This is a genomic window from Shewanella sp. Actino-trap-3 (genome assembly GCF_002836275.1).
GTDB classification, from domain to species: Bacteria; Pseudomonadota; Gammaproteobacteria; order Enterobacterales; family Shewanellaceae; genus Shewanella; species Shewanella psychromarinicola.
Genome location: NZ_PJCE01000001.1, coordinates 2,738,515 through 2,761,865 on the forward strand (window position 1 = coordinate 2,738,515; position 23,351 = coordinate 2,761,865).

Genomic DNA, 23,351 nt, shown 5'->3' on the forward strand with positions numbered 1-23,351 from the left:
AAAGTGCTACCGATAGAATGAACTAGGGTGCAACACGCTCAATACGTTTTACCCAACCCGCTGGCGCTGGCATGTGGCCTTTTTGTAGCTCAGTGAAGACTTTATAGATACGTCGGATGTTGGGTCCAACGTTGCCATCACCGACAGTGATAATGCGTCCATCTTCAAAAATATATGAACTCACAGGGGACACCACCGCGGCAGTACCAAAACCGCCGGCTTCAATAATTTCGCCAGACTCAATATCAGCAATAAACTTATCTAACATCACCGTTTCTTGTCTTACTTCACAACCCAGCATATCCCCAAGTTCCATAATGGACTGAGAGGTAATGGATTTTAAAATGGTATCAGTGAATGACGGAATAATCACAGTGCCATCTTTTAAAATGTGGAAGTGATTCATCGCGCCAGCTTCTTCAATTTGAGTATTGGTTGAATCCAAATACAATACCTGCGATGCACCATATTCTACAGCCGCTTTACCTGCACGCAGTGAGGCAGCATAGTTACCAGCAGCTTTTGAAGCACCAGTACCACCAGATACTGCACGGTGGTACTTAGTACTAATTAACAAGCGAATACCATTATTTACCCCTGAGGCATAATAAGCCCCAGATGGGCTTAACATGACACAGAATGTGTATTGCTGACTTGGACTAACGGATAAACGATCTTCGGTTGCAAAGATAAATGGGCGAATGTATAAACACGCGCCATCTTGCTGCGGAAACCACAAACGATCAACATCAATAAGGGCATTGATTGCCTTCACTTGCATATTTTCATCGATATTCGGAATACACACGATATCGGCAGAACGGTTCATCCGCTCAGCATTTTTGTTTAAACGAAAAGTGTAAATCTCGCCGTCTTCGTGCATAAAGGCTTTTGCGCCTTCAAAAATTGATTGACCATAGTGCAGTGACATTGCACCTGGTGCCATTTCAAACGGGCCGTAAGGGACTATACGCGGATCACACCATTGACCATCACGATAATCCATTAAAAACATGTGGTCAGTACGAAGCCTACCAAAACCCACATCGCCTTCTGGCTTAAATGGTTCTGTGCGGCGCTCTGACGCAGATTTTAAATTATATTTTATGTCCATTACATACCACCTTAAAAACTGAGCTTGCAGACTATGGAGGCTAGAGATTAAAGTCAAGTCGAAGCCCTAGATCCTCAATCAAAATACGTCAATTGAGCGTAACAAGCATCAATATTTTTATTCATATAGTGACAGACATCGTGCCTAGAAATTATCATAACAAAGTCTTTTATTGTCATGGTTGACAGCTAAAATACCTCGAACAAAGATAAAGTACAATATAGTACGATTTATTGAATATATTTTAGCCACTTAGTTTTAAAGGCTATTCCTATAGGCCTTGACACTGCTAGAATCGGGATTCCATCCCGAAACGTATAGGACTCCCCCCATGAGCCTTGAATTATTGACCCAACTGGAAACCAAAATCCAGGCGACTCTCGAAAATATTGAGCTACTAAAAATGGAGCTTGATGAAGAGAAGCAAAAGAACCAAGCGTTGACGTTACAGCAACAAGAATTGACACAAAAAAACCAACAATTGCAGCAAGACCTAAACTCTTGGAGTGATAAGGTCAACGGCCTTGTTGGTTTATTGAATAACGAGATCTAAATGGATTGATGCTGCTGTGATTGGATTTCAATCAAGGCATTTAGTTCACGGATAGCCTGCTTAACTTTTGGCAGGTTTTTTTTTGTGTGTAGAAAGCGACCCTTATCAAATTCAAGTAGCCCTAAGTCTTTTACCCAAATCACTCCACTTAAAAAGATCCTAGCATGCTTAACGATTAGTTTCGGTGCATAAACAGGGAACATTCTCATACGACTTCCTCCAAGAAGATACATGCGCAAGGTGCGATGAAATAACAACGATAAGCCATGTATAAGTCAGAAATGGAACTATCCAAAGCGCATATAAAAACACGATTCACTTTCTTGTTAAACACAACTTGAATGTCATCAAATTGGACAACTTGATGTCGAAAGAGTTTCATTAACTTGCCATTTTATTGTTCTAACAAATCACATAAGCAACTACGGCATTTTAATGACGCTTGTCAATATTTTGACATCATGTTATTATCTTCGATGTTACTCAGGGTAAAAAAGAGTTATTTGACTCATTTCCGTATTGTCTTTTATAGACATGCGGTTTTTTTTGCCTGTTGTAGTCTCAAACTCATACCATTTAGCAACACAATCGGCGATCTTACCGAACCACATGGCTGAAAACGCCATACTCATAAGCCTTGCTAGTCACCGATAACGACATCTTAATTACCCCTCCACCAAACGTATCTCAAACAGTTCCTCTTTATGCTAAAGGCATTGCATTACTTTCAATAAACAGATGATTAACACGTCAATTCACTTGGCTAATGGCTCTACGGGCAGTTTGAGAACCGGTTATTATCTTGAGCTGAGGTTAAATAAAAAAAGGAGCCGAAGCTCCTTATTTAAATAACCCATTTAGCTTAGATTACTTTTTGTTCATTGTCGCTAAGTAGAATGCGATATCAATTAACTCGTCATAAGATTTAATTGAGCTGGTTTCTACTCGGTATTTACCATTAACAACTAATGAAGGAACACCCGAAATTTTAGCGTTTTCAGTATCGCGCTTCATTTTCGACATCTGTGCGTTAACCATAAATGAATTCGCCGCAGCATCGTAAGCTTTAGCCTCTACGCCATTGGCAATAAATACTGCTCTGATATCGTCTGGGCGGGTAAACTGCTGACGCTTATCGTGGATAGCACTAAATAATGCCGTGTCAATTTTCTCATCAACATTAAGCTGCTGCGCAACCGCAAAAGCACGTGACATTTCTACGCCCATTTGGCGACCAATAAACTCAACGTGAGCTTGATTAAAGCTGACACCTTCGGGTAAATTCGCTTCAATTTTAGGCACTACGGTTTTAGCAAAGTTAAAACAATGGGGGCAAAAGAATGAGAAAAACTCTGTAATTTCTGGTTTGGCTGTTTCAGGGCCTTCATTAATCACAGTGTAATGCACACCTTCTTTATAATCGGCAGCTATCGCAACCATCGGCGCGAGCAGGAGTGCTGCGGCCATCAATAATGCTTTTTTCATTTTACTTCCTTCTAAGTAGGCAAAAATATCAATACGCTGGCTCTATCATAGTCTAGCGTTAGTCTTTAACTCAATCGTTAGCTAATTGTATTTGTAACTAAATACTATTAGGTAGTGATTATGAAATATTGTTAATTAAAACTGGGTAAACTCAATGGTGGCTCGTTCAGTGCCGATAACTGCTCTTTAAATGCCAGCGTTTGTTGTTCCCAGTATTTAATATCGGCAAACCATGGAAAATTCATTGGAAAGGCAGGGTCCTGCCAACGCTTGGTTAACCACGCGTTATAGTGCACCATCCTGAATGCCCTTAACGGCTCAATCAGTGCCAATTGCTTAGCATCAAAATCACAAAATTCTTGATATCCCTCTAATAGAAGATCAATTTGCAATAACTGTTGCTGGCGATCTCCGGTTAACATCATCCACAAGTCTTGTACTGCTGGGCCTTGCCTGGCATCGTCTAAGTCGACAAACCCAGGTCCAGTTGGTGTCCATAAAATATTACTCGGATGTAAGTCGCCGTGCAGGCGTATCGAGGTAAACTGGTGTTGCTGCCAAATCTGCTTGGCTTTATCTAATACCTGCTCAACTACCGTAAAAAAAGCCGTTTGCATCGAGCTGGAAACAATCCCACTTTCACGTAAATAGCGATAAGACTCATCGCCCAAAATGGCTGGCGTGAGCGGTTCACGATACACAAAGGGCTGCCTTGCGCCATATTGATGAATACGGCCAATAAAGCGGCCAACCGATTCAAGTTGCTCAAGATTGTCGACTTCAAACGCGCGCCCACCAATAGAGGGGAAGAGTCCAAAACGATAACCTTGATACTCAAATAAGGTTTTGCCCTCAATGACGACTGGAACGGCGATGGGGATGTCTTCAGCGGCTAATTCTAATGCATAATCATGTTCTTCTTGAATTTGTTCATTGCTCCAACGATGTGGGCGATAAAACTTCACCACATAACGAAGGCCTTGATCACAGCGGAACTGATACACCCTATTTTCATAACTGTTTAACGCTAATAACCCCGTCTCAGGGTAGATGCCTATGCTTTCAATCGCATCAAGAATGAGATCGGGTTTCAGTGCCTGAAAATGAAATTCTGCGCCGGTACAGTTGTCCATGTATGCCTTCTTAAGTCGTTTGAATATGTGGAGCAAGTAGCGTTAACAAAAACGCTAATACGTCTAATTCTTTCGCGTTATCGGTAGAAATCCAACAAATATCACCATAAAACTCATAATGTAACCATAAAGGACTGCCTTCAAAATTGAGCAACCATTGATGACGATCCGCTCCCCATTGGCGATCTCGAATGTCGCAATCAAGTACAGCTGCTAGTGGTTCGGCAAATCGTTCAAATTGCTCAAAATCCACTTCAGCTTGAATAACAATACTTAATGCTTGCGGATCTAATTGGGCTGAAAGTAATTTCATAATCGACTCAGGTAAAATACATTAATTAACTGCTACAAGACATAATTAAGCCTTGTCCCCAGTCAGGTGGACGTTTGGCAAAGTCTTCCATCTCGGGCTGTTCGTCATAAGGACGGCGTAAAAGTTGCTGGAGTTGTAATAATTTGCTGTTACCACCGTTCTCTTCTATATCGATAATAGCTTCTTGGGCTAGGTAATTACGCAAGATGTATTTCGGATTGACACTGTTGCGCTCGCATTGCCACCCGTGAATATCTGCCACCTCACCCACTCGGTCTTGGTAAGCTTTATACCAGGTATCAAAGCCAGCAACATCGACCATATCGTCCCGTAAAGTAGAATGTGAGTGACTCGGGTCCAGCTGACCAAAACGACGTAAGCTATTGGTGTAATCAAGCTGGTTAGTTTCCAGTAAGACGGTAAATTGCCCCAACAACTGCAAATCATGTTTATCGAGCTCAGCTTGAGCCTCTTGACTGAGAGGTTTTGCGCTAAGATCATGTGAATTAAGTGCATATAAACTCGCGGCTTGATGCATTCCCAACTTGCCACGCATAAGGCGTAAATACTGCTTAACCAGTTCAGATTGATAAGTGTTTAGCGCTGCGATTAAATCGTCAGACTCAATAATGGGCGTTAATGCTTGGGCCAAACGTTTGAGGTTCCACAACCCTACTGCGGGTTGCTGGCCAAAGGCATAACGGCCTTCGTGATCAGAATGATTACAAATAAAGCCTTCTTTAAAGGTGTCTAAGAAAGCAAAGGGTCCAAAATCAAAGGTATCACCGAGTATCGACATATTGTCGGTATTCATCACGCCGTGAGCAAACCCGACAGACTGCCAGTGTGCAATCATTTTAGCGGTAGATTGCACTATCTCATAAAACCATTGTTTGTAACCTGCGGCATCTGTTGATAAATGCGCAAAATGCTGCTTAATCGTAAAATTAACCAATTGAGAAAGCTTGCCAGTATCACCTTGTTCGCCATGACAAAAATATTCAAAATGGCCAAACCGAATGTGGCTTTTAGCTAAGCGCACCGTTATGGCGGCCGTTTCTTGGCTTTCACGCCAAACGGGTAAATCGGAGCCAATAACCGCTAACGCACGGCTGGTAGGTACATTTAGCGCAGCCAGTGCTTCGGATACTAAAAACTCGCGCACCGCAGAGCGCATTACCGCCCGACCATCACCTTGGCGAGAATACGGCGTAGGGCCGCCGCCTTTTAAGGCGACATCCCAAGCGCCATTTGGGCCAATGGCTTCGCCTAATATAATTGAGCGACCATCGCCCAATCTGGGGGTATAGCCACCAAATTGATGACCACTGTAGACTTGAGCATAATAGCTCGCACCAGGCGCGGCATAGTTAGCCGATAACTGCATTAACAATTCAGCATTAGGTTTTTCTAAACCAATCAGTTGAGCAGCATCATCACTCCAACCAAGCCAATGAGGATTACTGATTGGCAAAGGATAAACTTGTGAATAAAAGCCTTCTAATTGTTCAAAAAAATCTTGCTTAAATTGCATCATCCACAACTCCTGCAACTTGGCTTTTACACTGCAATTGCTGCTGTTCATCTACCTGACACAGCTCTGCACACACAAAAGCTTGCTCTGCGGGCACTGAAGACGCTTGTAAACGTAACATTCCTGTACCTTTGGCCTGGCATTGCTCCAATGAATCGTAATAACCGGCAATATGGTCTTGCTGTACTATTTTCGTAGGAACAGGTGCTTGGTCTGCAACATAAAATAAGGTCCATTGTGGAGTACGAAAACAACCGGCAAGTAAGACCACGGTGGCAGTAATTAGCAATATTTTAGTCAATGTACGAGTCATTAATGTCATTTTTAACCTTGAAATCATTGGATCTGAAGCAACAAAAAAGCGAACCAAGGTCCGCTTTCCTTTTGAATATCATACCTGATATCCATCCAACAGTATTGAATAGCCTGTTAGCTCACTTTAGTTTTAGCCTTTTCGATACGTTTTATTCGCCCTTCAAACCCAGTGACAGTGCCATCGGTTAACTGGTATTCAAGCGCTTGTTGACAGACCTTAACTGCCTCATCAAACTGACCCACGTCGTTCAACAAGGTCGATAATTGCATAAACGCCGGAGATTTGATTTCATCAGTATTTTGTTGGGTGATGTTTTGCTGATGTAATAAGCGATATAATGCTAAATAGGTCGACTGTAAGGCCGCACCATATTGACAATAATCAGCTTGCTTGCGCATCTTATAGCAATGGTTAATCACACTGACTAACTCACTATGCTGATGTTGAAGATCGGTGGCAATGTTGGCAGCATCAACCTGTTGTACAAAGCTCTCGCTTGCCCAATCGCCTTCAACACTGACTAGATCCAATAGCGACCCTTGATGGTTTGACACTTCAACCGCGGGGGTATCAGGCACTTTGGCCTCAACATGACTCTTGCTCACTTCAGCCACAGCGACAGTATCCTTTGATGCTGCTTTTGGCTCGCAAACAACATCAGTTTGCTGGGTGTCTGCTGCTGATATGTTGGGTTCAGTAAGAGCAGCCTCGACAGGCTCATCAACAGACACGGCTGAATTAAGTTTATCGTTATCTACAGCTCGGTCTGATAATGCATCATCGTCAACCGATTTATCACTGGCTGCATGCTCAGGCTCGGTTATCGTAGTCTCGTCTGTCGCTGCTAACGTTTCAGATTGAGCTACCTCACTGGATGATGAATGCGGTGTAACATTACGATCGGTTTTATCAAGTTCTTGTTTTGCCACCGCTTGAGTGCGTCTGTATAGATACAGAGCAATTGCAATCAATATGACAATTAAAATTACCTTCATTAGGCTTCCACCTTGCTGATTATATGCCGTAGCACATGATTTTATCTCACTCACAATATTCATTGTGAGGCAATGTACGGTTTTAATGATACCGCGCTGTTTTTTTAAGCACCATTCATTATTGTTTCAATGTACACTATAAAATCAAGTATTTATGTATTTTAATCTATAACAAGTCATAGACAACCTATCATTTAGCATCAGTTTCAATCATTTTTGCGATCCAAACCTCAAAAAAGGACATTTTGCGCATAAGCTCAAAATTAAATAAGCTAAGTTTGCTAGGTTCAATTGCCAAGCTTACACTATTAATATCCGACTGTTTTACTAAGGTATTTAATAAGAGATAATATTATGAGTGATAAAGAATTATTAAGTGGTAAATTACTCTACGAATTCCGAACAATACAAGCTATGGTCGAAATATACTGTAAAGCGCACCACCCGCTCAAGCCGTCCCAAGGTGTTTGCCAGCAGTGTAGTGAGTTTTTAAGCTATGCCAATACTCGCCTAGATCGTTGCCCATACGGCCAAGATAAACCCACTTGCAATAAATGCCCTGTCCATTGTTACAAACCTCACATGAAGCAAAGAGCGCGTGAAATCATGATGTTTTCTGGGCCCAAAATGCTATTACCTCATCCTATTTTGGCAATTAAGCATTTACTTGCTGAGCGTAAACCGGCACCCGGTTTACCACCAGAAAGAGTCTCAAACAGGCATTTACGAAAATCTGAGCAAAGTTAACCACCGGAAACTACTCGGTTTGCAGAAAGTAGGTTAGTATTCACTATCGTCAAAGAGAGTGAAAATGAACCAATTTAACGATTTCTTCATTCAAACATACTGGTGGCTTTCCTTACTCGGAGGCATTCATTGCCTTGGAGTAGGCCTGTATGTTCATTATATTTACCAAAGCACGACTCGCAGCAATAGCCTGCTAGCCGGGATGTTTTTACTCATAGGTTGTTATTTTTTAACCGGGTTGCTAACCCAAGAAACAACACCGATCCCAATCCATTTAGCGCTTACTCTCTTTATTCCTGTCTATTTTTTACTCATGCCCATGCTGTACTTATATTGTAAAAGCAGCTTAACGGAAGAAGACTATCAACCGCTATTAATCAAGCATTTTGCTTGTGCGATTATCGTTGCATTAGTGACCAGTTCAGCCATATTATTTCATATCAGTATTGACCCACAAACCTCAAATAACACCATTGGTTCTCTGGCTGAGTTAAACAGCATTAGTCTATTGGCTTTGACCTTACCCATATTATTAATGCTACAAACTATTATCTATTTTTGGCTGATTTACCGCTTATTGTCTCACTATCGCCCCCAGTATTTGGCCAATAGGCAACCCAATTTGCAAGTGATACGTTTTCGCTGGTTAAGTGTATTAACCATTGGTATTCTGATTAATTGGGTGTTGCGCATTGTATTGGTGTATTTACCATTTTACTTGGGTGATTCAGTCTCTTTGTTAATCCAAGCGGTAACACGTTTAAGCCTATTACTGACTGTATATGTGTTTGCTTTATATGGTATCCAGCAAGTCACGCGAGCAGCCTATTTGCGCGGCACACTCAACGCCACCAAAAAAGCAGCGACACCAACCACAGAGCAGCTTCTGGACCAGGAAGAAATAACCTATTTACATGATTTAATGCTAGATGAGGATGAGAGCGACGCTACCGATTTTTCAGCAGATCAATCAGCAGCAGATCAGGGCGACAAAAAAGACTAGTGCTACAGAAAAAACAGCTGATTCTCCTGAACACATCACGTTGAACATAATGATCAACACTCTGCTGGCGCCCGCCGACATAAATGTTTATTAACACCCGTCATTTTAGGGTTATGCTATTCTATGGTGAGTTTTACCATGACAATTTAGTCACTGAGGTTATTTATGAAACGTTCAATTAGCTTAGTTGTTTCCAGTTTACTCGTGTTATTAAGCTTCGCGTTTTCAGCTCCTAGTTTTGCAAACGAAGATGCTTATAACGATGCTATTACTAATTTTAAAAAAGCCAATGAAAGCCGCCATTTATTTGATACTGCTTATGGTTATGCCATCTTCCCCACCGTAGCCAAAGGCGGTATCGGGATTGGTGCCGCATATGGAAATGGTCGTGTATACCAAAGCGATGCTTATATGGGGGATTCCACGTTAACCCAGCTATCCATTGGTTTTCAATTAGGCGGACAAGCCTATAGCGAAATTATCTTTTTTAAAGATGCTAAAGCTTATAATGATTTCACCAGCGGTAGCTTTGAATTTAGTGCCCAAGCATCTGCCGTGGCGATTAACGTTGGTGCCAATGCTCAGGTAGGAACCACAGGCAATTCAGCCGGAGCTGGGCAAGCAGGCAGTAACCACACGGCAACAGCCGCTTATATCAATGGCATGGCAATATTTACCGCCGCAAAAGGAGGCTTAATGTTTGAAGCCGCCCTAGCAGGTCAGTCATTTACCTTTGATGGTAAGTAACCGCTGCTAGTCTTAACACTCGTTAAGTACATAACATTCAGGCTGCCATTGGCAGCCTGAATTATTTGGAAAGAGTGGTTTATTGTCACTGAATCCAAATAATGGCATTAGCATATATAGAGTAGCCTAGTTAACTCGTTGGACAAAAGTGAGTTTGAGGTATTAATTAACTCAGCTTACTTGGTATTGGTTTAGCTTGATTTATAACGTAGCTTCATTTGAACTTATTGCCTGCAGCATGTGAGCTACAGGACGTAGTAAATGTCGCGATCACAGGGATGTGAAAGAGTGACCTTAGTGCAGATGATTAAGCGAGACGCCAGCTCTTGATTTTACAATCAGCATCCCTGTGGGCTTAACCAAAACATCCCTGTTTTGGATACTCGCTGACTCATCTACACCGGTAATTTAACTCTCTTCGATTTAGCCGCATAGTTGTCTATAGGTAAAAGCTAAAGAGGAAAAGCTCAAATCTAATTAGCTGACTTACTTTTGGACAGAGAAGAGTTAGTAACGAGCACTGTAAAAGGCGGAAAATAGTTGGCTAAAACTTGCAAGGAACGAGCACGAGTCAACTACTTTGCTTAATAGCCTTTATTAAATTTTTTGGATCGTTTGTACCCAGACAAACCGTTGTGCCATCTTTAAGTTTTAATTCAACAGCCGTTAGACCAGAAACGTTATATAACCATCCAGTTGAGATTAACCGAATTCCAAGCCCATAGTACCATTTTGTTCTTATCTCTTGTGCCGACTCAATTTCAGATATTTTTATTGATTTATTCCAAAATTTTGGACCAAAAAACCATTTTACCTTTCCATCTTCAACTTTGATTGTTAATGCTGAAAAAAGAATTGAAACCACACCTACAATTAAATAAGCAAATCCGATAGGTTCGGTAGGTTGAGTTACCGAAGCAGAGATAAGCACTAATGTTACAATTCCCATAACTGAAAGCATCGCGATTCCAAGCTGAGTGTTTTTATACTGCATGAAGAGCTCCTTTTACAGTTAACGTTTTAGTATTTATGCGTTGCGCTGTTTGCGACGCATAAATCGCTTGTTGGGCTTGGCCGATGCCGAGTCCAGGTTAATTGGTACGCTTTATGCTATAGGAATTTGCTTTTTTTGATGCTGGCTATGGGCTACAGAGCAGTTTAGAGTCAATTGATATCGAGTAGTAGATAAGTTTTTCATTGAAATTCCTTTTCATCGTATTTTCATATCATACATATTTAAGCTTGGCTGGTTCAATGAAGGTTATACACTCAATTGAAGCCTCCGTTGGCTCCGCGCAGCGGCTTAGTTCAATGCCCTGTTAAGCGGAAAATTACAGTTTGGCTATAATGCGCGAAGCGCGATCCAACTGTAAATTTTCCGTTTGAACAGCTTGTTAGGTGTTTGCTGACACCAAACATTTTTCACCATCGCTCGATGATTTACCTGAAACCTGATACGTATTTCCAGCTTTCACGTCGATATCAAGGGTACCAGGTAATAACTTTGTACCCCAAGAAAAGGTAAATTCACACATTATTGAAACTGAATGCTGCCCCGTTTGAATTGAAGCGGTCGTACCTAGCTTATAACCACCTGACCATAAGATTTCACCTTCATCAATTTTTCTAATCATTACTTTTACATTCGATGAATCTTCTCCTATTAGTAAACCTTCATCGGGTGAAGCTTGTTGTGGAGTCGATTTACAGCCTAGGAATAAAGCTAGAACGGATAATATTAAAAACTTAGATTTCATTGAACACTCTCCATGTAAACACCTAACGTTTTAGTATTTATGCGTTGGCCGTTTTCGACGCATAAATCGCTTGTTGGACTTGGCCGAGGCCTAGTTCAGGTTAATTGGTCCGTTTTATGCTAAAGGAATTTGCTTTTTTTGATGCTGGCTCTGGGCTGTAGAGCAGTTTTGAACTGCTTAAATTGCGTGATTTGTATGTATTTCATTGAAATTCCCTTGTCATTGTTGTGTTCCATCACATCTTTTTTAAGTCTAGCTGATTCAATATGAGTAATACCGACAATTGAAGCTTGATTTGGCTCCGCGCAGCGGCTTAGTTCAACGCTCGCTTAAGCGGACAAAAATAGTTGGCTACACTTATAGAGGCACGAAACAAAGCCAACTGTTTTTGTTCCGACTTAAAGTCTCTTGTTAAGTAGCATTGTACGCTACTGCTTGAATCCAACCATTTAAATTTTTACTGTACCTTTTTATGAACTTAAGTTGTTCCTTAAAAATTTCTAAACGTTCATTTTCGTAACCACCAGCAATATATAATTGCCTAGTCGATGGTTTGATTTTAGAGTGCAACAACATAAAAGAAGCGTGGCTATAACCATTATAAAATTTCTTAGCGCCAACTAAAAAATCAACGCCACCTTGATTTAAACCTAGACCATCTTTATTTTTTACCACTACATCAATTACTTTGTCCGCTCTTGTGTGACTCTTCTTTTTTACGTAATCGTCATAAAAATCAAACTTATGTTTACCGTTTGCAACGACCAACTTAATTTCTTTTTTTAATAGTGCTGAATAGCAAAGTGACTCATACGATATTCTCATGGAATTTCCAGCTGGAGCAATATGCCCTAGAACGAGAAGTTGTGTTGCAGTTACAGCTGATTCAATTGCTAAAAAGATATAACCAGAAACTGTTGAAGCTCTAGTCGAAGGATCTTGATTGCACGGTGAATTTTCTAATAAGTTAAATGCGTCAGAAAATATTTTAGACAACTCTTTAAGTTCTTCCTCGAAGTCTTTAATAAATGCTTTCCTTGATTCATCATCATCACAGGAAATGTACTTATAGATATCTGAATTTTTCACCTAGCTAATCCTTGCTACTTAACGCCCTGTTAAGGGGCAAATTGTAGTTGGCTAAAATGTTTGAGGAACGAAAAACAGCCAACTGTAATTTGTCCTGCTTTAACAGCTTGTTAGAAGCATTAGAAATCAGGACTAACTTCCCACTTTATGTCTGCTGGGTAGTTAAATAAGGATTGATCTACTTTACTTTCGCTTTTTTCGTATGCAATAGTTAGAGTGTTATAAACGTAGGACTTCCTGTATATAATTAAAGGTACACTCTTTATCCGTTCAAAAATTTGATTGTAGCCACTCAACACGTAATCTTTATAAAAAGAAGGAGCTATTTTCATTTGTTTACAATAGTAGAACTCAGTATATGTAGAGTCACTATATTCAACTCTTAGTGCATCTAATTGACACCCTAAAACAACTTCTTGAGATGGTATATCGTACATTTGAATTATTCGCACGCTATCTGTCGTCACATTCCCTATTAAGTTTTTTCCATTCATCTCTCTAATTCTTGTTTTTTTCTCAGTTGGATTATATTGCTCTATTATCCCAATATCGTATTTAGCTAAGGTTTCTGTGGGCGTGTAAAATTTTACATACCCTGAACCTAGCTCCTTTTGAAGATCTCGACCTTTAAGTCGGGCATCAGTAATTTCATATTCAATACTGTATGAAATGCTACCCTCAAATTCTTTTGCACTTAATAAGAGTGGTATTAGCCCAACCAATATAATCAAAAATCTCATCTAAACTCCGTGATGCTTCTAACGTTTTAGTATTTATGCGTTGCGCTGTTTGCGACGCATAAATCGCTTTTGGACTTGGCCGATGCCTAGTCCAAATTAATTGGCATGCTTCATGCTATAGGAATTTGCTTTTTTATGCTGGCTCTGGGCTACAGAGCAGTTTTGAGTCAATTGATATCGAGTAGTGGGTAAGTTTTTCATTGAAATTCCTTTTCATCGTATTTTCCTATCATACATCTTTAGGTTTGGCTGATTCAATGAGGGTTATACACTCAATTGAATCCTCTGTTGGCTCCGCGCAGCGGCTTAGTTCAACGCCTCATTAAGAGGAAATTTATAGTTGGCTAAAATGTTGAACGCAGTGAAAACAGCCAACTGTAAATTTTCCTGCTTTAATGACTTGTTATATGCTCTTTTCGATCGCTGCCAGAATTCCGTTATATATATTTAATGCCTCTCCAGTTAAATCGTTTTTTACACTGGAAAGAGTGTTAAGAATTTCCTTTGAACGAGAACCTTCAAGTATTTCTTCGTCATCAAAATATACTTTCATGTGATCATACGGATCGCCCGAACGTGACATTAATAGTGTAAATCCTGAATTTTCAGTTTCCACTATAACTATATCAGGGCCAATGTCTGATGTTTCAGAATAACAGTCAACGATTCGCATAACCTTCCTTGAGCATATAACGTTTTAGTATTTATGCGTTGCGCTGTTTGCAGGGCATAAATCGCTTGTTGGACTTGGCCGATGCCACATCCATATTAATCGGTATGCTTTATGCTATAGGAATTTGCTTTTTTACGGTAGTTGTTTTTTGTACAGCACTTCGGCTAATCGGTTGTTCTGATTACACCTTTTAAGGCAGGTTTTATAATATGCCATGTTTCCCCATTGCTTGATCATTGCCTTTCCGCCTGATTTTTCGGCTTGCGGATGTGTGTTGTCGCCTCAGCCAATTCAACATTAACTAAGTCAGTTTTTTCCCGATTATCTCACCCGCTTTGATGGTGATTAACCTGACAACCTTCGCTGCGCCTCACGCGCTACCATGGTTAGCAGTGGTACGAGCCCCACAAACATTAACCGCCCATTAGCACACTGTGGACAGCACCAGTGCCCTAGCGTTTCAGTTGTTGCGTTGATGTCTTTAAGGGGGTTACTACCAAGCTGTTCTCTAATTTGCATGAGCTTTTTACGTCGACAACTGTTGGCTAAAAAACCAAAATGCCTTATCCGCATCACGCCTTTTGGCAGTACATGTAATAGGTAACGCCGGATGAACTCTTCGGGAACCAATTGCATGATTTTACGTTGATTATCCCGATAATCGGTGTAACGCATATCGATTGAACTGGCGGTGACGCGCTTTAGCCGTGACTCATGCAACATGCCTTTTCGGGTATAACGCCCGAGATAGGCCACTACCGTTTCAGCTTTATAAAGACAAGCTTTACTGTATACGCACCACTCCTTTTTGATGAGGTTATCAGCATCAGGAATTGTCACTTCACGCTGGCGCAGTGCCGCCAACATCTTGGCTTTAAACACTTTTGATACCGCCTTAACAGGAAAAAGATAATCACTTTTCACACCTCGCCACTGCCCTTGCTCTGTGACTGCGCCTCCCGGGATTAAACAGTGTAAATGGATGTGCTGAGTTAAGGTTTGTCCCCAGGTATGCAATACCGCAGTGCACCCAAGTTGACCTTGCAAGTGTTTGCGGGTCATTCCAAATCGACTTAAGGTTTGCCATACCGCCTCGAAAAGTGCGCTGTAGAGATGCTTTGCCTGCGCCTCGCTATGAGTGAGTTCATTAAGTTCATGGGGTAAGGTAAACACCAAATGAAAGTAGCGACAGTGCAGTACTTGCTGTTGCTGCTTATCTATCCATGCTTGGGTTTGTTTACCTTGGCAGCGTGGACAATGTCTATCTCGACACGAACAAAACACGCTCTGCTGATAGTGGCATTGATTACACTGCCACTGCTGTTGGCCTAGTGCCGCAGTGCGGCAAGCCAAAATACGTTGGCACACTAAGCGCTGTTGCTGACTTAACTTATGCTGTTGTTGATAGCGTTTGCAGAATGTCACTCAAGTGATAGTGCGCCATATCATCACCCCAAATCAGCGAGTAAATCGCCTCCTTTATGTCCAAGGTCTGGCGACCAATGAAGATACCGCTCTGTGGTTTTAATGCTTTTATGGCCGAGCTGGTGTTGCAGCTGATTAAGAAGCATACCCGCGACTAATTGATGTGTCGCGTAAGCATGGCGAAGACTGTGTGGACTGCAAGGTTTGGTTATCCCTGCTGTTAGTGCGGCTTTCTTCAGCATTTTGCCCACGGTTGAGACGTCTAATGGGTAAGTGTTTCCGTGATAATACACACCAAATAACCACGTTTGCGGCCGATACTTTAGCCAGTAATGCCGCAGTAAGTTCAGCAATGATGGTGAGATGATAACGAGACGGTCTTTGGCTCCTTTACCCTGACACACTTTGAGTAACTGCCGCTGACCATCAATGTCAGCGACTTTGATATTCACCAACTCACTGACCCGTAATCCACAGCCATAGCAAAGCGCTATCATGGTGTGATATTTCTGGTTTGGGCAGTGCTGTAATAACTGACTGATATCTTGCTTACTGAGCACTTGCGGCAGTTTTTAGGTGGCCCGAGGTAAACACATATCAATAGTGAAATGACGTTTAAGGACATGTTCAAAGTAAAAATGAATACCGTTCAGTTGAAGTTGGATGGTTGCTCGAGACAAACCTTTATCAAGGTTCAAATAACGAAAATAGGCACTGAGCTGTATATCACTCACGGTATCAATGGGTTGATTGTAATGCTTCACCAGTTGATTAATGGCATAAAGATACGATTTTCGAGTGCGTTCAGAGTAGCGCCTAAGTGTAATTTCATCGTGGAATAGTTGAGTGTGAACTAACATGACTTACCTCCTTGATAGTGGGGAAATCCACTGAGGTAAGTGTGGTGTAAATAGCTGGCTTTTGGGCTCCGCGCAGCGGCTTAGTTCAACGCCCCATTAAGAGGCTAAAAATAGTGGGCTAAAATGGAGCGAAGCGAACAGCCCGCTGTTTTTAGTCCTTTTGAATGGCTTGTTATAAGCCATTTACCATCTGAAGGTACGATTTTGTTCCTATACCAACTTGAGCCCATATATTCCTTTTATGATTACCCAAATAGTCATATTGAGTATCTAAATCCCACAACGTAACAACTTGATCTGGAAAAATATATTCGGATTCATTTAAAGTATGATTTTCTGTTTCATTTGAAGCTATTGAATTAAATAATATCGCTCCATCAACATCAAAAACATCAGTATTTTCATATGACACTTTATAAGCATCATTTTGAGATATACCGATAAAATCTACAAGGCCATTTTCAAATTCAATTTGAAGGGAATTATCAAAATAGAAATCAATTGTGTTGTCTGTTGATGAGAAATGATCAGCAAGCAATTTTTTAACTTGTTCTCTAGACATCCCAAGTTTAATTGCGCCAATTCCATCATTCGGCTTGATTAAAAACTCCATACTACCCTTTGGCTTATAACGTTTTAGTATTTATGCGTTGCGCTGTTTGCATGGCATAAATCGCTTGTTGGGCTTGGCCGATGCCGAGTCCAGGTTAATTGGTACGCTTTATGCTATAGGAATTTGCTTTTTTTGATGCTGGCTCTGGGCTGTAGAGCAGTTCTGAACTGATTATGTGGCTTGTTTTGTACGTGTTTCATTGAAATTCCCTTGTCATTGTGGTGTTCCATCACATCTTTTTTAAGTCTAGCTGATTCAATACGAGTAATACAGTCAATTGAAGCTTGATTTGGCTCCGCGCAGCGGCTTCGTTCAACGCCCATTTAAGGGGCTGATAATTGTTTGCTAAAATGTGTAGCGAAGCGAAACCGAGCAAACTGTTAGCAGACCCACTTGAAATTCTTGTTAGGTACCAATTGCTAATTTAGCGCCGTATGTGAGACCTATTTTGATCATTGACGATGCACTATCTTTGCCAAGTACCTTAATACCATTGCTAAGTTGCTCGCCTAAAGATTTCTTGCTTTTTAATTCGCTCGGTACCGCGTTTAATATCTCAAGGCCTTTAGGTGAAAGCGTAACACCTTCAAATGAAATAGGCCTTTCTGAGTTTTTGCACCAGATATAACCTGCTTCAATTAACCAATACATGGTTTCTTCAGCAATCTGGTATTCAACTTCACTTAAAGTAAAAACTCCATCTGGATCTTCGCCAAAAGCTTCTTTAATGGCAATGCCAATATCCATATTTGAAATTCTAACTTTTAAAGGAAATGCTTGGTAACACTGACCAAAAATTTCAGCTACAGCTATGTTAAAAGCTTCGATATTGCTCATGACTATCCTTGCTACCTAACGTTTTAGTATTTATGCGTTGCGCTGTTTGCGACGCATAAATCGCTTGTTGGACTTGGCCGATGCCTAGTCCAAATTAATTGGCATGCTTCATGCTATAGGAATTTGCTTTTTTTGATGCTGGCTATGGGCTACAGAGCAGTTTGGGATCAATTGACATCGAGTAGTAGGTATGTTTTTCATTGAAATTCCTTTTCATCGTATTTTTCTATCATACATCTTTAAGCTTGGCTGATTCAATGAGGGTTAATAAACTCAATTGAAGCATCTGTTGGCTCCGCGCAGCGGCTTAGTTCAACGCCCAATTAACGGGCAATAAAATAGTTGGCTAAAATGAGTGACGAAGGAGAAAAAGCCAACTGTTTTTTGTCCCTGTTTAATTGCTTGTTATGTTTTCTTTGGCGATACTAGCTTATTGTCGATAATGAGAGCGCCATCTTTTATTACAATATTACCGATCCAGATTGAGCCATAAAACAAATCATCAAGATACAAATCCTTTTGGTATTTTCCAATGATTTCAAACTTATGTGGCTTTGATTTCTTGCCGAAAATAACTGTATGCTTTAATGGCGATGGTGAACTTTTACCAATTGTCGATATACGCATTAACTCAGTAGAATAAGGCTCAATAATGGTAATAGTTAGTCCTGGATGTGTGACATCGTATTCCATCCATTTATCATCCACTATTCTCCCTTCACTAGCTCCAGTTACACCTATAACACTGGCACAACCAGTTACAGATAACATAATGCAGATAATAGCTAATTTGTACAAATATTTCATTGGGCATCCTTGAAAACATAACGTTTTAGTATTTATGCATTGCGCCGTTTGCATGGCACAAATCGCTTGTTGGACTTGGCCGAGGCCTAGTTCAGGTTAATTGGTACGCTTTATGCAATAGGAATTTGCTTTTTTTGATGCTGACTATGGGTTACAGAGCAGTTTGGGATCAATTGACATCGAGTAGTAGGTAAGTTTTTCATTGAAATTCCTTTTCATCGTATTTTTTTATCTTACATCTTTAAGCTTAACTGTTTCAATGAGGATTATATACTCAATTGGAACTTTTGTTGGCTCCGCGCAGCGGCTTAGTTCAACGCCCTGTTAACAGGCAATAAAATAGTTGGTTAAAATAAGCGACGAAGGAGCAAAAACCAACTGTTTTTTGTCCTTTTTTAACAGCTTGTTATGCAGAAAGAAACGCAATTCTACTTTACGCTTATTTCTAATAGTTCACTCATCATTTTCCTGCCAAAATTGACAAACTTACCTCCACCACTTGAAGTTAGCATAACTACTCCGACATTATATTCTGGAGAAAATAAATACTCACAGCCATAACCATCTAAATCGCCACCATGAAACAATACTGTTTCAGAAAACAGAGGGAACTCATTGCTTGCTTCAAACATTCCAAGGCCATAACTGAGTCCTAGGTATATTTCTCCAGCCTGAGTAAATTCAGTGTCATATTTTATTTGAGTTGAAACGAGCGGTGAAGTCACTCCGTTTTTACTGAATAACGAGTATGCCTTCAGTTGTAACACCATAAGGCGAGCTAGATCATCAATACTTGAGTAAACACCCCCATGTGGCGCTAATAACCCCATATCCCACGGTTGAGTCACAACTTGACGATCGTCTTTTCTGTAAGGTAAAGCCATTTGAGTGTGCTTTTGGCTTTCAGATAAATTTACCAAAGTATTTGAAAGGCTATATTTATCATTAATATAATGTTTAACTAATTCAGCATAACTTGTATTTGTCACCTTGCTCAACACATATCCAAGTACAGCATAATTTAAATTTGAATATTCCCATTTTTCATTAACGGTAAAGCTTAATTTAATGGTTTTTAGCGCACTCAATAGCATTTTTTCATCATAACCACCTAAAAATGCATCACCATCGATTCTAGTGACGTTTTTAGGATAATTAGGTAAACCAGAACGATGTGTCATTAGATGTTCAATCGTTAATGATTTAAATTCTTCCAGAGAATCTTTTGGGAAAACATCGGGTAAAAGATCAATGACACGATCAGTAAGCTTCAGTTTCCCCTCATCTATTAGCTCTAACGTTATAATACTAGTTAATACTTTCGACTGAGAACCAATTTGAAATAACGTCTTAGAGTTTATTGCTTGCTTGGTTTCTCTGTCTCTTATACCTACCCCTGAAGTAAATACCACTTTTCCTTGTTGAATAATGCCAACTGCCAATGCTGGAACATCTTCTTTAGCCATAAACTCTTTAATTTGTTGTTCAATTTTAAGCTTATCTACTAGAGTAACCTGAGCGAATACTGATGGAATAAGGAATAAGGAAAAAGGTAAAAGCAAAGCTAATTTTTTTATCATTATTTATCTCGTTTTAGTAAAGTTGACGACTATTGCCAAATCTTAATTTTCTGCATAACGTTTAGGTTAAGGGGCTGCGGCACGCAGTCCCAGAGAGCAAAGCGAACGACTTGAACCGCTTGTTATGCCGCAGAACGCTGAGTCCTTACTGCTGCCAAGTAAATTATAGTAAACGCTACAAACACTATATCCATGATGATTGCTGGAGTTGCTTTGGCCAAATAGGCTTGGCCATAGGTTATGACTAGTGAAACAAATATTGCTTTACTCAGCGCACAAATTGCGGCAGCAAAGGCTCTGTGCTTTTCTACAAGTGCTCCGTATATTAAAATTATGCCTATAAGACCAACTAAGGCTGACCAGCTCCGTATAATTATGGATTCTAGGGTGCCGTTAAATGAAGCGCCGAACATTGATTCTAGTGCAGCTTGAGGTGCAATAAGACCGTAAAACATTGTTGCTGTTAGTGCGCCCGATACCAGCATGAGCCACTTAAAATTTCTTGTTATGAATTCCATAATTTCCTCGTATGCTTGTTGTTGGGGGTACTACGTGAATTTGCTTTGCGGCATAACGTTTTAGTATTCATGCGTTGCGCCGTTTGCGACGCATAAATCGCTTGTTGGACTTGGCCGAGGCCTAGTTCAGGTTAATTGGTCCGTTTTATGCTAAAGGAATTTGCTTTTTTTGATGCTGGCTATGGGCTACAGAGCAGTTTTGAACTGATTATGTGGCTTGATTTGTACGTGTTTCATTGAAATTCCCTTGTCATTGTGGTGTTCCATCACATCTTTTTTAAGTCTAGCTGATTCAATACGAGTAATACAGTCAATTGAAGCTTGATTTGGCTCCGCGCAGCGGCTTCGTTCAACGCCCCGCTAAGGGGAAATTTATTGTTGGCTAAAATGTTGAACGGAGTGAAAACAGCCAACTGTAAATTTTCCCTCTTGAGCGCCTTGTTATGTTTTGTCAGGCAAAGGACGTTTTAGCGGTACTTCTGAACTTTCCCACGGCGCCCTTCTGATTTGGAATATGCCGTAAAGATACTCGAACTCATGAACTTTATTATTAAAGCTAATTTCTCCAATGGCGTACCATGAGCTTCCAGCCATCGGAACCCACTTTTCTTTGACTTCACGAATAGTCAGCTTTGTTCCTATAGGAAGATTTGCAATTACCTTTAAGTCACAATATTCATTCGGCTCTATAATCCCAACATTGTTTAAAGCGCGATAATTATCATTGTCTCGCCTTTCACATAGTTTTTGTGCCCGCAGAAGGGTTAAATTTTTTCCGATTAAATCGGCAAAATACCTATGCGAAGATGCATCTGAAAATTTAGTCGAACAACCAATAATCGATATCAAAATAAGCAGAATTAGCCACAATCTCAAAGTTACTCTCCAGAAACATAACAGCGTATTAGCGAGAATTCCGATAAACATCCTGAGAAGCTCACCAAAACTCAACATCCATACTACTTTAATTATTAATAATTTTAGTAACTTATCAGCTTAAATAACCCAAATCAATCACCTTTTAGTCTAGGCAAAAGCGAGAATTTAGATAATCGAGAATAATACAAACTCGTTATGTAGAGCAGATATATTAACAAAAATCAGCTAATTCAATTAGATATAATTATCCTTTAGGTAAAACCGAGAATTTTCGCAATTACATAACGAGAAACAGCACTGTTGTTTTAACACAAATGAATTATAACTGTATAAAAACACAGTGTGCTGTGGCAAAGATTTTATGATGTTCATCGTAGATAGATTTACATCAAAATGGTGCTTTCATAAATTAGAAATAAATACGTTTGAGCAGAGCTAAAATTGGATTTTCCTAACAAACTTTGAGACAAAAGTAAGTTAGTTATACTGACTTTAAATGGGCTGGTTCAACACTGAACTTGAGGCCGTTGAAGACTCTTTATAAAAGAATGCGTGAGCTAGCAATGGATGGAGGGCTAGCTTTCGAGGGGAAGGGTCGTTCTTTGCCATCTAACCCATATGGACATGGGGAATGTCATTTGATGTCGGGAACATCATTGACCATGCCATCACGACATTCGTGAATCCATGCACATCAGACTCCCATTGGAAGCGTTAGCATTTTCACTCTTTATTGCAAAATGGGCCGAGGCCGATTCCAAATAGAGTTAAAAGCTAGATTAATTTTCCGTCGCAATTTTTTCGCTGCTGTTGTTTGGTTAAATAGCGAAAATGTTGCCGGAACGGCAGGGCCAATTCTTTTATAAACAGTAAAGAGGGGGTTGCTGTTGATCCCCTTTTGGCCCGTACAGGGTGGAACCTTGCGATCTCAATTCAAACGAAGTTTGAAAAGTTTGGTGTGGGCGAAGCGCCACGTTAGTGGCCGCAGGCCATACACTCAGAATACAAATGACCGCAGACTATATCTAAAATTACAATGAGATAATACCTATCAAAGACCTATTTATATCCCCAAGGTTTCGGCGGTAATGCGACAGGCTTAGTGAGATCAAACTCTACTTTAAAGTCGCGATTTTCTCGGGTTAACCGATAAGTAAAAGTATGGGCTTCAATCATCATCTGCCATTCGTTAGTGACCGATTGCGTTAAGCCATTTTGCTTAAAATTAGCAATGGACTCATCATCTACAGGAAAAGTCTGCATATTTGCAGTGCCAGTATCGCGTGTATCACCACCATACATAGTCACTTTATCTTCGCTGCCATCTTGATGGCGATGATCATGCTTTAAGCGTAATCCGGTATCGGTTTGAGTTATCACCCAGGTGCGAGAATGATCATCGCCAACATGAAATGGAATACGTAACTGATGATCGGTGCATTCTCTTACATGCATAACTAATAATTTGCCACTAAAGCCATCCCCTTCACCGCCACCAGCAGTGATTTTACCCGCAAAAGCTTTACCGCAAAGATCGCTGATCGCTTCAAAAAATTGCTGTTGCTGTACCGAGTTAGCGGCATAAGCAGGATTAACCAACATAGCGCTACCACACAGCAATACACCACTGAAA

26 protein-coding genes and 1 pseudogene are annotated in these 23,351 nt (G+C 40.4%); 4 read left to right on the forward strand and 23 right to left on the reverse strand.

The annotated features are described in order from the left end of the window. Positions 1–22: 22 nt before the first annotated feature. Complete coding sequence (locus CXF80_RS11635) at positions 23–1,114, reverse strand: branched-chain amino acid aminotransferase (RefSeq protein WP_101033021.1); 1,092 nt, start codon at positions 1,112–1,114, stop codon at positions 23–25. A 331-nt stretch (positions 1,115–1,445) separates the two neighbouring features. Here CXF80_RS11635 and CXF80_RS11640 point away from each other — a divergent pair, with 331 nt between their 5' ends. Then, a complete protein-coding gene (locus tag CXF80_RS11640) occupies positions 1,446–1,667 on the forward strand; it encodes a cell division protein ZapB (RefSeq protein WP_101033022.1) in 222 nt (73 codons plus the stop codon). Here the strand turns inward: CXF80_RS11640 and CXF80_RS11645 are convergent. The 7 genes from CXF80_RS11645 to CXF80_RS11675 all read right to left on the reverse strand — a co-directional run bounded on the left by CXF80_RS11645 (position 1,664) and on the right by CXF80_RS11675 (position 7,443). Further along, positions 1,664–1,876 carry a DUF1107 domain-containing protein gene (locus CXF80_RS11645; protein ID WP_101033023.1) on the reverse strand — a complete coding sequence of 71 codons (213 nt, stop codon included), beginning with the start codon at positions 1,874–1,876 and terminating at the stop codon, positions 1,664–1,666. The genes CXF80_RS11640 and CXF80_RS11645 overlap by 4 nt on opposite strands. Before the next feature lie 658 nt (positions 1,877–2,534). Continuing rightward, positions 2,535–3,152, reverse strand: a complete 618-nt coding sequence (locus CXF80_RS11650; RefSeq protein WP_101033024.1) for a thiol:disulfide interchange protein DsbA/DsbL — start codon at positions 3,150–3,152, stop codon at positions 2,535–2,537. A gap of 131 nt (positions 3,153–3,283) precedes the next feature. Further along, entirely contained in the window at positions 3,284–4,285 is a 1,002-nt protein-coding gene (locus CXF80_RS11655) for a serine/threonine protein kinase (protein ID WP_101033025.1), read from the reverse strand. A 10-nt stretch (positions 4,286–4,295) separates the two neighbouring features. Continuing rightward, a complete protein-coding gene (locus tag CXF80_RS11660) occupies positions 4,296–4,598 on the reverse strand; it encodes a DUF3630 family protein (protein WP_101033026.1) in 303 nt (100 codons plus the stop codon). Between the two features lie 25 nt (positions 4,599–4,623). Then, positions 4,624–6,132 (reverse strand): protein adenylyltransferase SelO, encoded by a 1,509-nt coding sequence (locus CXF80_RS11665; protein WP_101034758.1) that lies wholly within the window; start codon positions 6,130–6,132, stop codon positions 4,624–4,626. Then, entirely contained in the window at positions 6,122–6,454 is a 333-nt protein-coding gene (locus tag CXF80_RS11670; RefSeq protein WP_124013233.1) for a hypothetical protein, read from the reverse strand. Before CXF80_RS11670 ends, CXF80_RS11665 begins: the two co-directional genes overlap by 11 nt. A gap of 107 nt (positions 6,455–6,561) precedes the next feature. Next, positions 6,562–7,443 (reverse strand): hypothetical protein, encoded by an 882-nt coding sequence (locus CXF80_RS11675; protein ID WP_101033028.1) that lies wholly within the window; start codon positions 7,441–7,443, stop codon positions 6,562–6,564. Positions 7,444–7,797: 354 nt separating this feature from the next. On the opposite strand from CXF80_RS11675, the gene CXF80_RS11680 reads away from it, so the two are divergent. The 3 genes from CXF80_RS11680 to CXF80_RS11690 all read left to right on the forward strand — a co-directional run bounded on the left by CXF80_RS11680 (position 7,798) and on the right by CXF80_RS11690 (position 9,940). Continuing rightward, entirely contained in the window at positions 7,798–8,190 is a 393-nt protein-coding gene (locus CXF80_RS11680) for a nitrous oxide-stimulated promoter family protein (RefSeq protein WP_101033029.1), read from the forward strand. A gap of 64 nt (positions 8,191–8,254) precedes the next feature. Beyond that, positions 8,255–9,193, forward strand: coding sequence for a hypothetical protein (locus CXF80_RS11685; RefSeq protein ID WP_198554759.1), 939 nt, complete (start codon positions 8,255–8,257; stop codon positions 9,191–9,193). 165 nt (positions 9,194–9,358) lie between these two features. After that, positions 9,359–9,940, forward strand: a complete 582-nt coding sequence (locus CXF80_RS11690; RefSeq protein ID WP_101033030.1) for a lipid-binding SYLF domain-containing protein — start codon at positions 9,359–9,361, stop codon at positions 9,938–9,940. Between the two features lie 571 nt (positions 9,941–10,511). On the opposite strand, the gene CXF80_RS11695 is transcribed toward CXF80_RS11690, so the two are convergent. The 15 genes and pseudogenes from CXF80_RS11695 to CXF80_RS11760 all read right to left on the reverse strand — a co-directional run bounded on the left by CXF80_RS11695 (position 10,512) and on the right by CXF80_RS11760 (position 23,320). Continuing rightward, the gene (locus CXF80_RS11695; RefSeq protein ID WP_101033031.1) at positions 10,512–10,934 is read right to left on the reverse strand and encodes a hypothetical protein; all 423 of its coding nucleotides are present in this window, start codon (positions 10,932–10,934) and stop codon (positions 10,512–10,514) included. A gap of 400 nt (positions 10,935–11,334) precedes the next feature. After that, positions 11,335–11,697, reverse strand: a complete 363-nt coding sequence (locus CXF80_RS11700; protein ID WP_101033032.1) for a hypothetical protein — start codon at positions 11,695–11,697, stop codon at positions 11,335–11,337. Between the two features lie 411 nt (positions 11,698–12,108). Continuing rightward, positions 12,109–12,786 (reverse strand): hypothetical protein, encoded by a 678-nt coding sequence (locus tag CXF80_RS11705; RefSeq protein WP_101033033.1) that lies wholly within the window; start codon positions 12,784–12,786, stop codon positions 12,109–12,111. Positions 12,787–12,905: 119 nt separating this feature from the next. After that, a complete protein-coding gene (locus CXF80_RS11710; protein ID WP_101033034.1) occupies positions 12,906–13,526 on the reverse strand; it encodes a hypothetical protein in 621 nt (206 codons plus the stop codon). A 403-nt stretch (positions 13,527–13,929) separates the two neighbouring features. Then, entirely contained in the window at positions 13,930–14,199 is a 270-nt protein-coding gene (locus CXF80_RS11715) for a hypothetical protein (protein WP_101033035.1), read from the reverse strand. Between the two features lie 345 nt (positions 14,200–14,544). Next, positions 14,545–15,643, reverse strand: a pseudogene (locus CXF80_RS11720) (IS91 family transposase). Positions 15,644–15,647: 4 nt separating this feature from the next. After that, a complete protein-coding gene (locus CXF80_RS20470; protein ID WP_232772089.1) occupies positions 15,648–16,184 on the reverse strand; it encodes a tyrosine-type recombinase/integrase in 537 nt (178 codons plus the stop codon). 12 nt (positions 16,185–16,196) lie between these two features. Then, entirely contained in the window at positions 16,197–16,484 is a 288-nt protein-coding gene (locus tag CXF80_RS20475; protein WP_232772090.1) for a phage integrase N-terminal SAM-like domain-containing protein, read from the reverse strand. Positions 16,485–16,656: 172 nt separating this feature from the next. Further along, positions 16,657–17,097 carry a hypothetical protein gene (locus CXF80_RS11730; RefSeq protein ID WP_101033036.1) on the reverse strand — a complete coding sequence of 147 codons (441 nt, stop codon included), beginning with the start codon at positions 17,095–17,097 and terminating at the stop codon, positions 16,657–16,659. 405 nt (positions 17,098–17,502) lie between these two features. After that, positions 17,503–17,934, reverse strand: coding sequence for a hypothetical protein (locus CXF80_RS11735; protein WP_101033037.1), 432 nt, complete (start codon positions 17,932–17,934; stop codon positions 17,503–17,505). A 405-nt stretch (positions 17,935–18,339) separates the two neighbouring features. Beyond that, positions 18,340–18,741 (reverse strand): hypothetical protein, encoded by a 402-nt coding sequence (locus tag CXF80_RS11740; protein WP_101034759.1) that lies wholly within the window; start codon positions 18,739–18,741, stop codon positions 18,340–18,342. Positions 18,742–19,169: 428 nt separating this feature from the next. Further along, entirely contained in the window at positions 19,170–20,321 is a 1,152-nt protein-coding gene (locus CXF80_RS11745) for a serine hydrolase domain-containing protein (RefSeq protein ID WP_101033038.1), read from the reverse strand. A 122-nt stretch (positions 20,322–20,443) separates the two neighbouring features. Further along, positions 20,444–20,839 (reverse strand): hypothetical protein, encoded by a 396-nt coding sequence (locus tag CXF80_RS11750; protein ID WP_101032832.1) that lies wholly within the window; start codon positions 20,837–20,839, stop codon positions 20,444–20,446. Between the two features lie 441 nt (positions 20,840–21,280). Beyond that, positions 21,281–21,793 carry a hypothetical protein gene (locus tag CXF80_RS11755; protein WP_101033039.1) on the reverse strand — a complete coding sequence of 171 codons (513 nt, stop codon included), beginning with the start codon at positions 21,791–21,793 and terminating at the stop codon, positions 21,281–21,283. Positions 21,794–22,777: 984 nt separating this feature from the next. After that, on the reverse strand, positions 22,778–23,320 hold the full coding sequence (locus CXF80_RS11760) for a hypothetical protein (RefSeq protein ID WP_232772216.1): 543 nt from the start codon (positions 23,318–23,320) through the stop codon (positions 22,778–22,780). Positions 23,321–23,351: the final 31 nt, after the last annotated feature.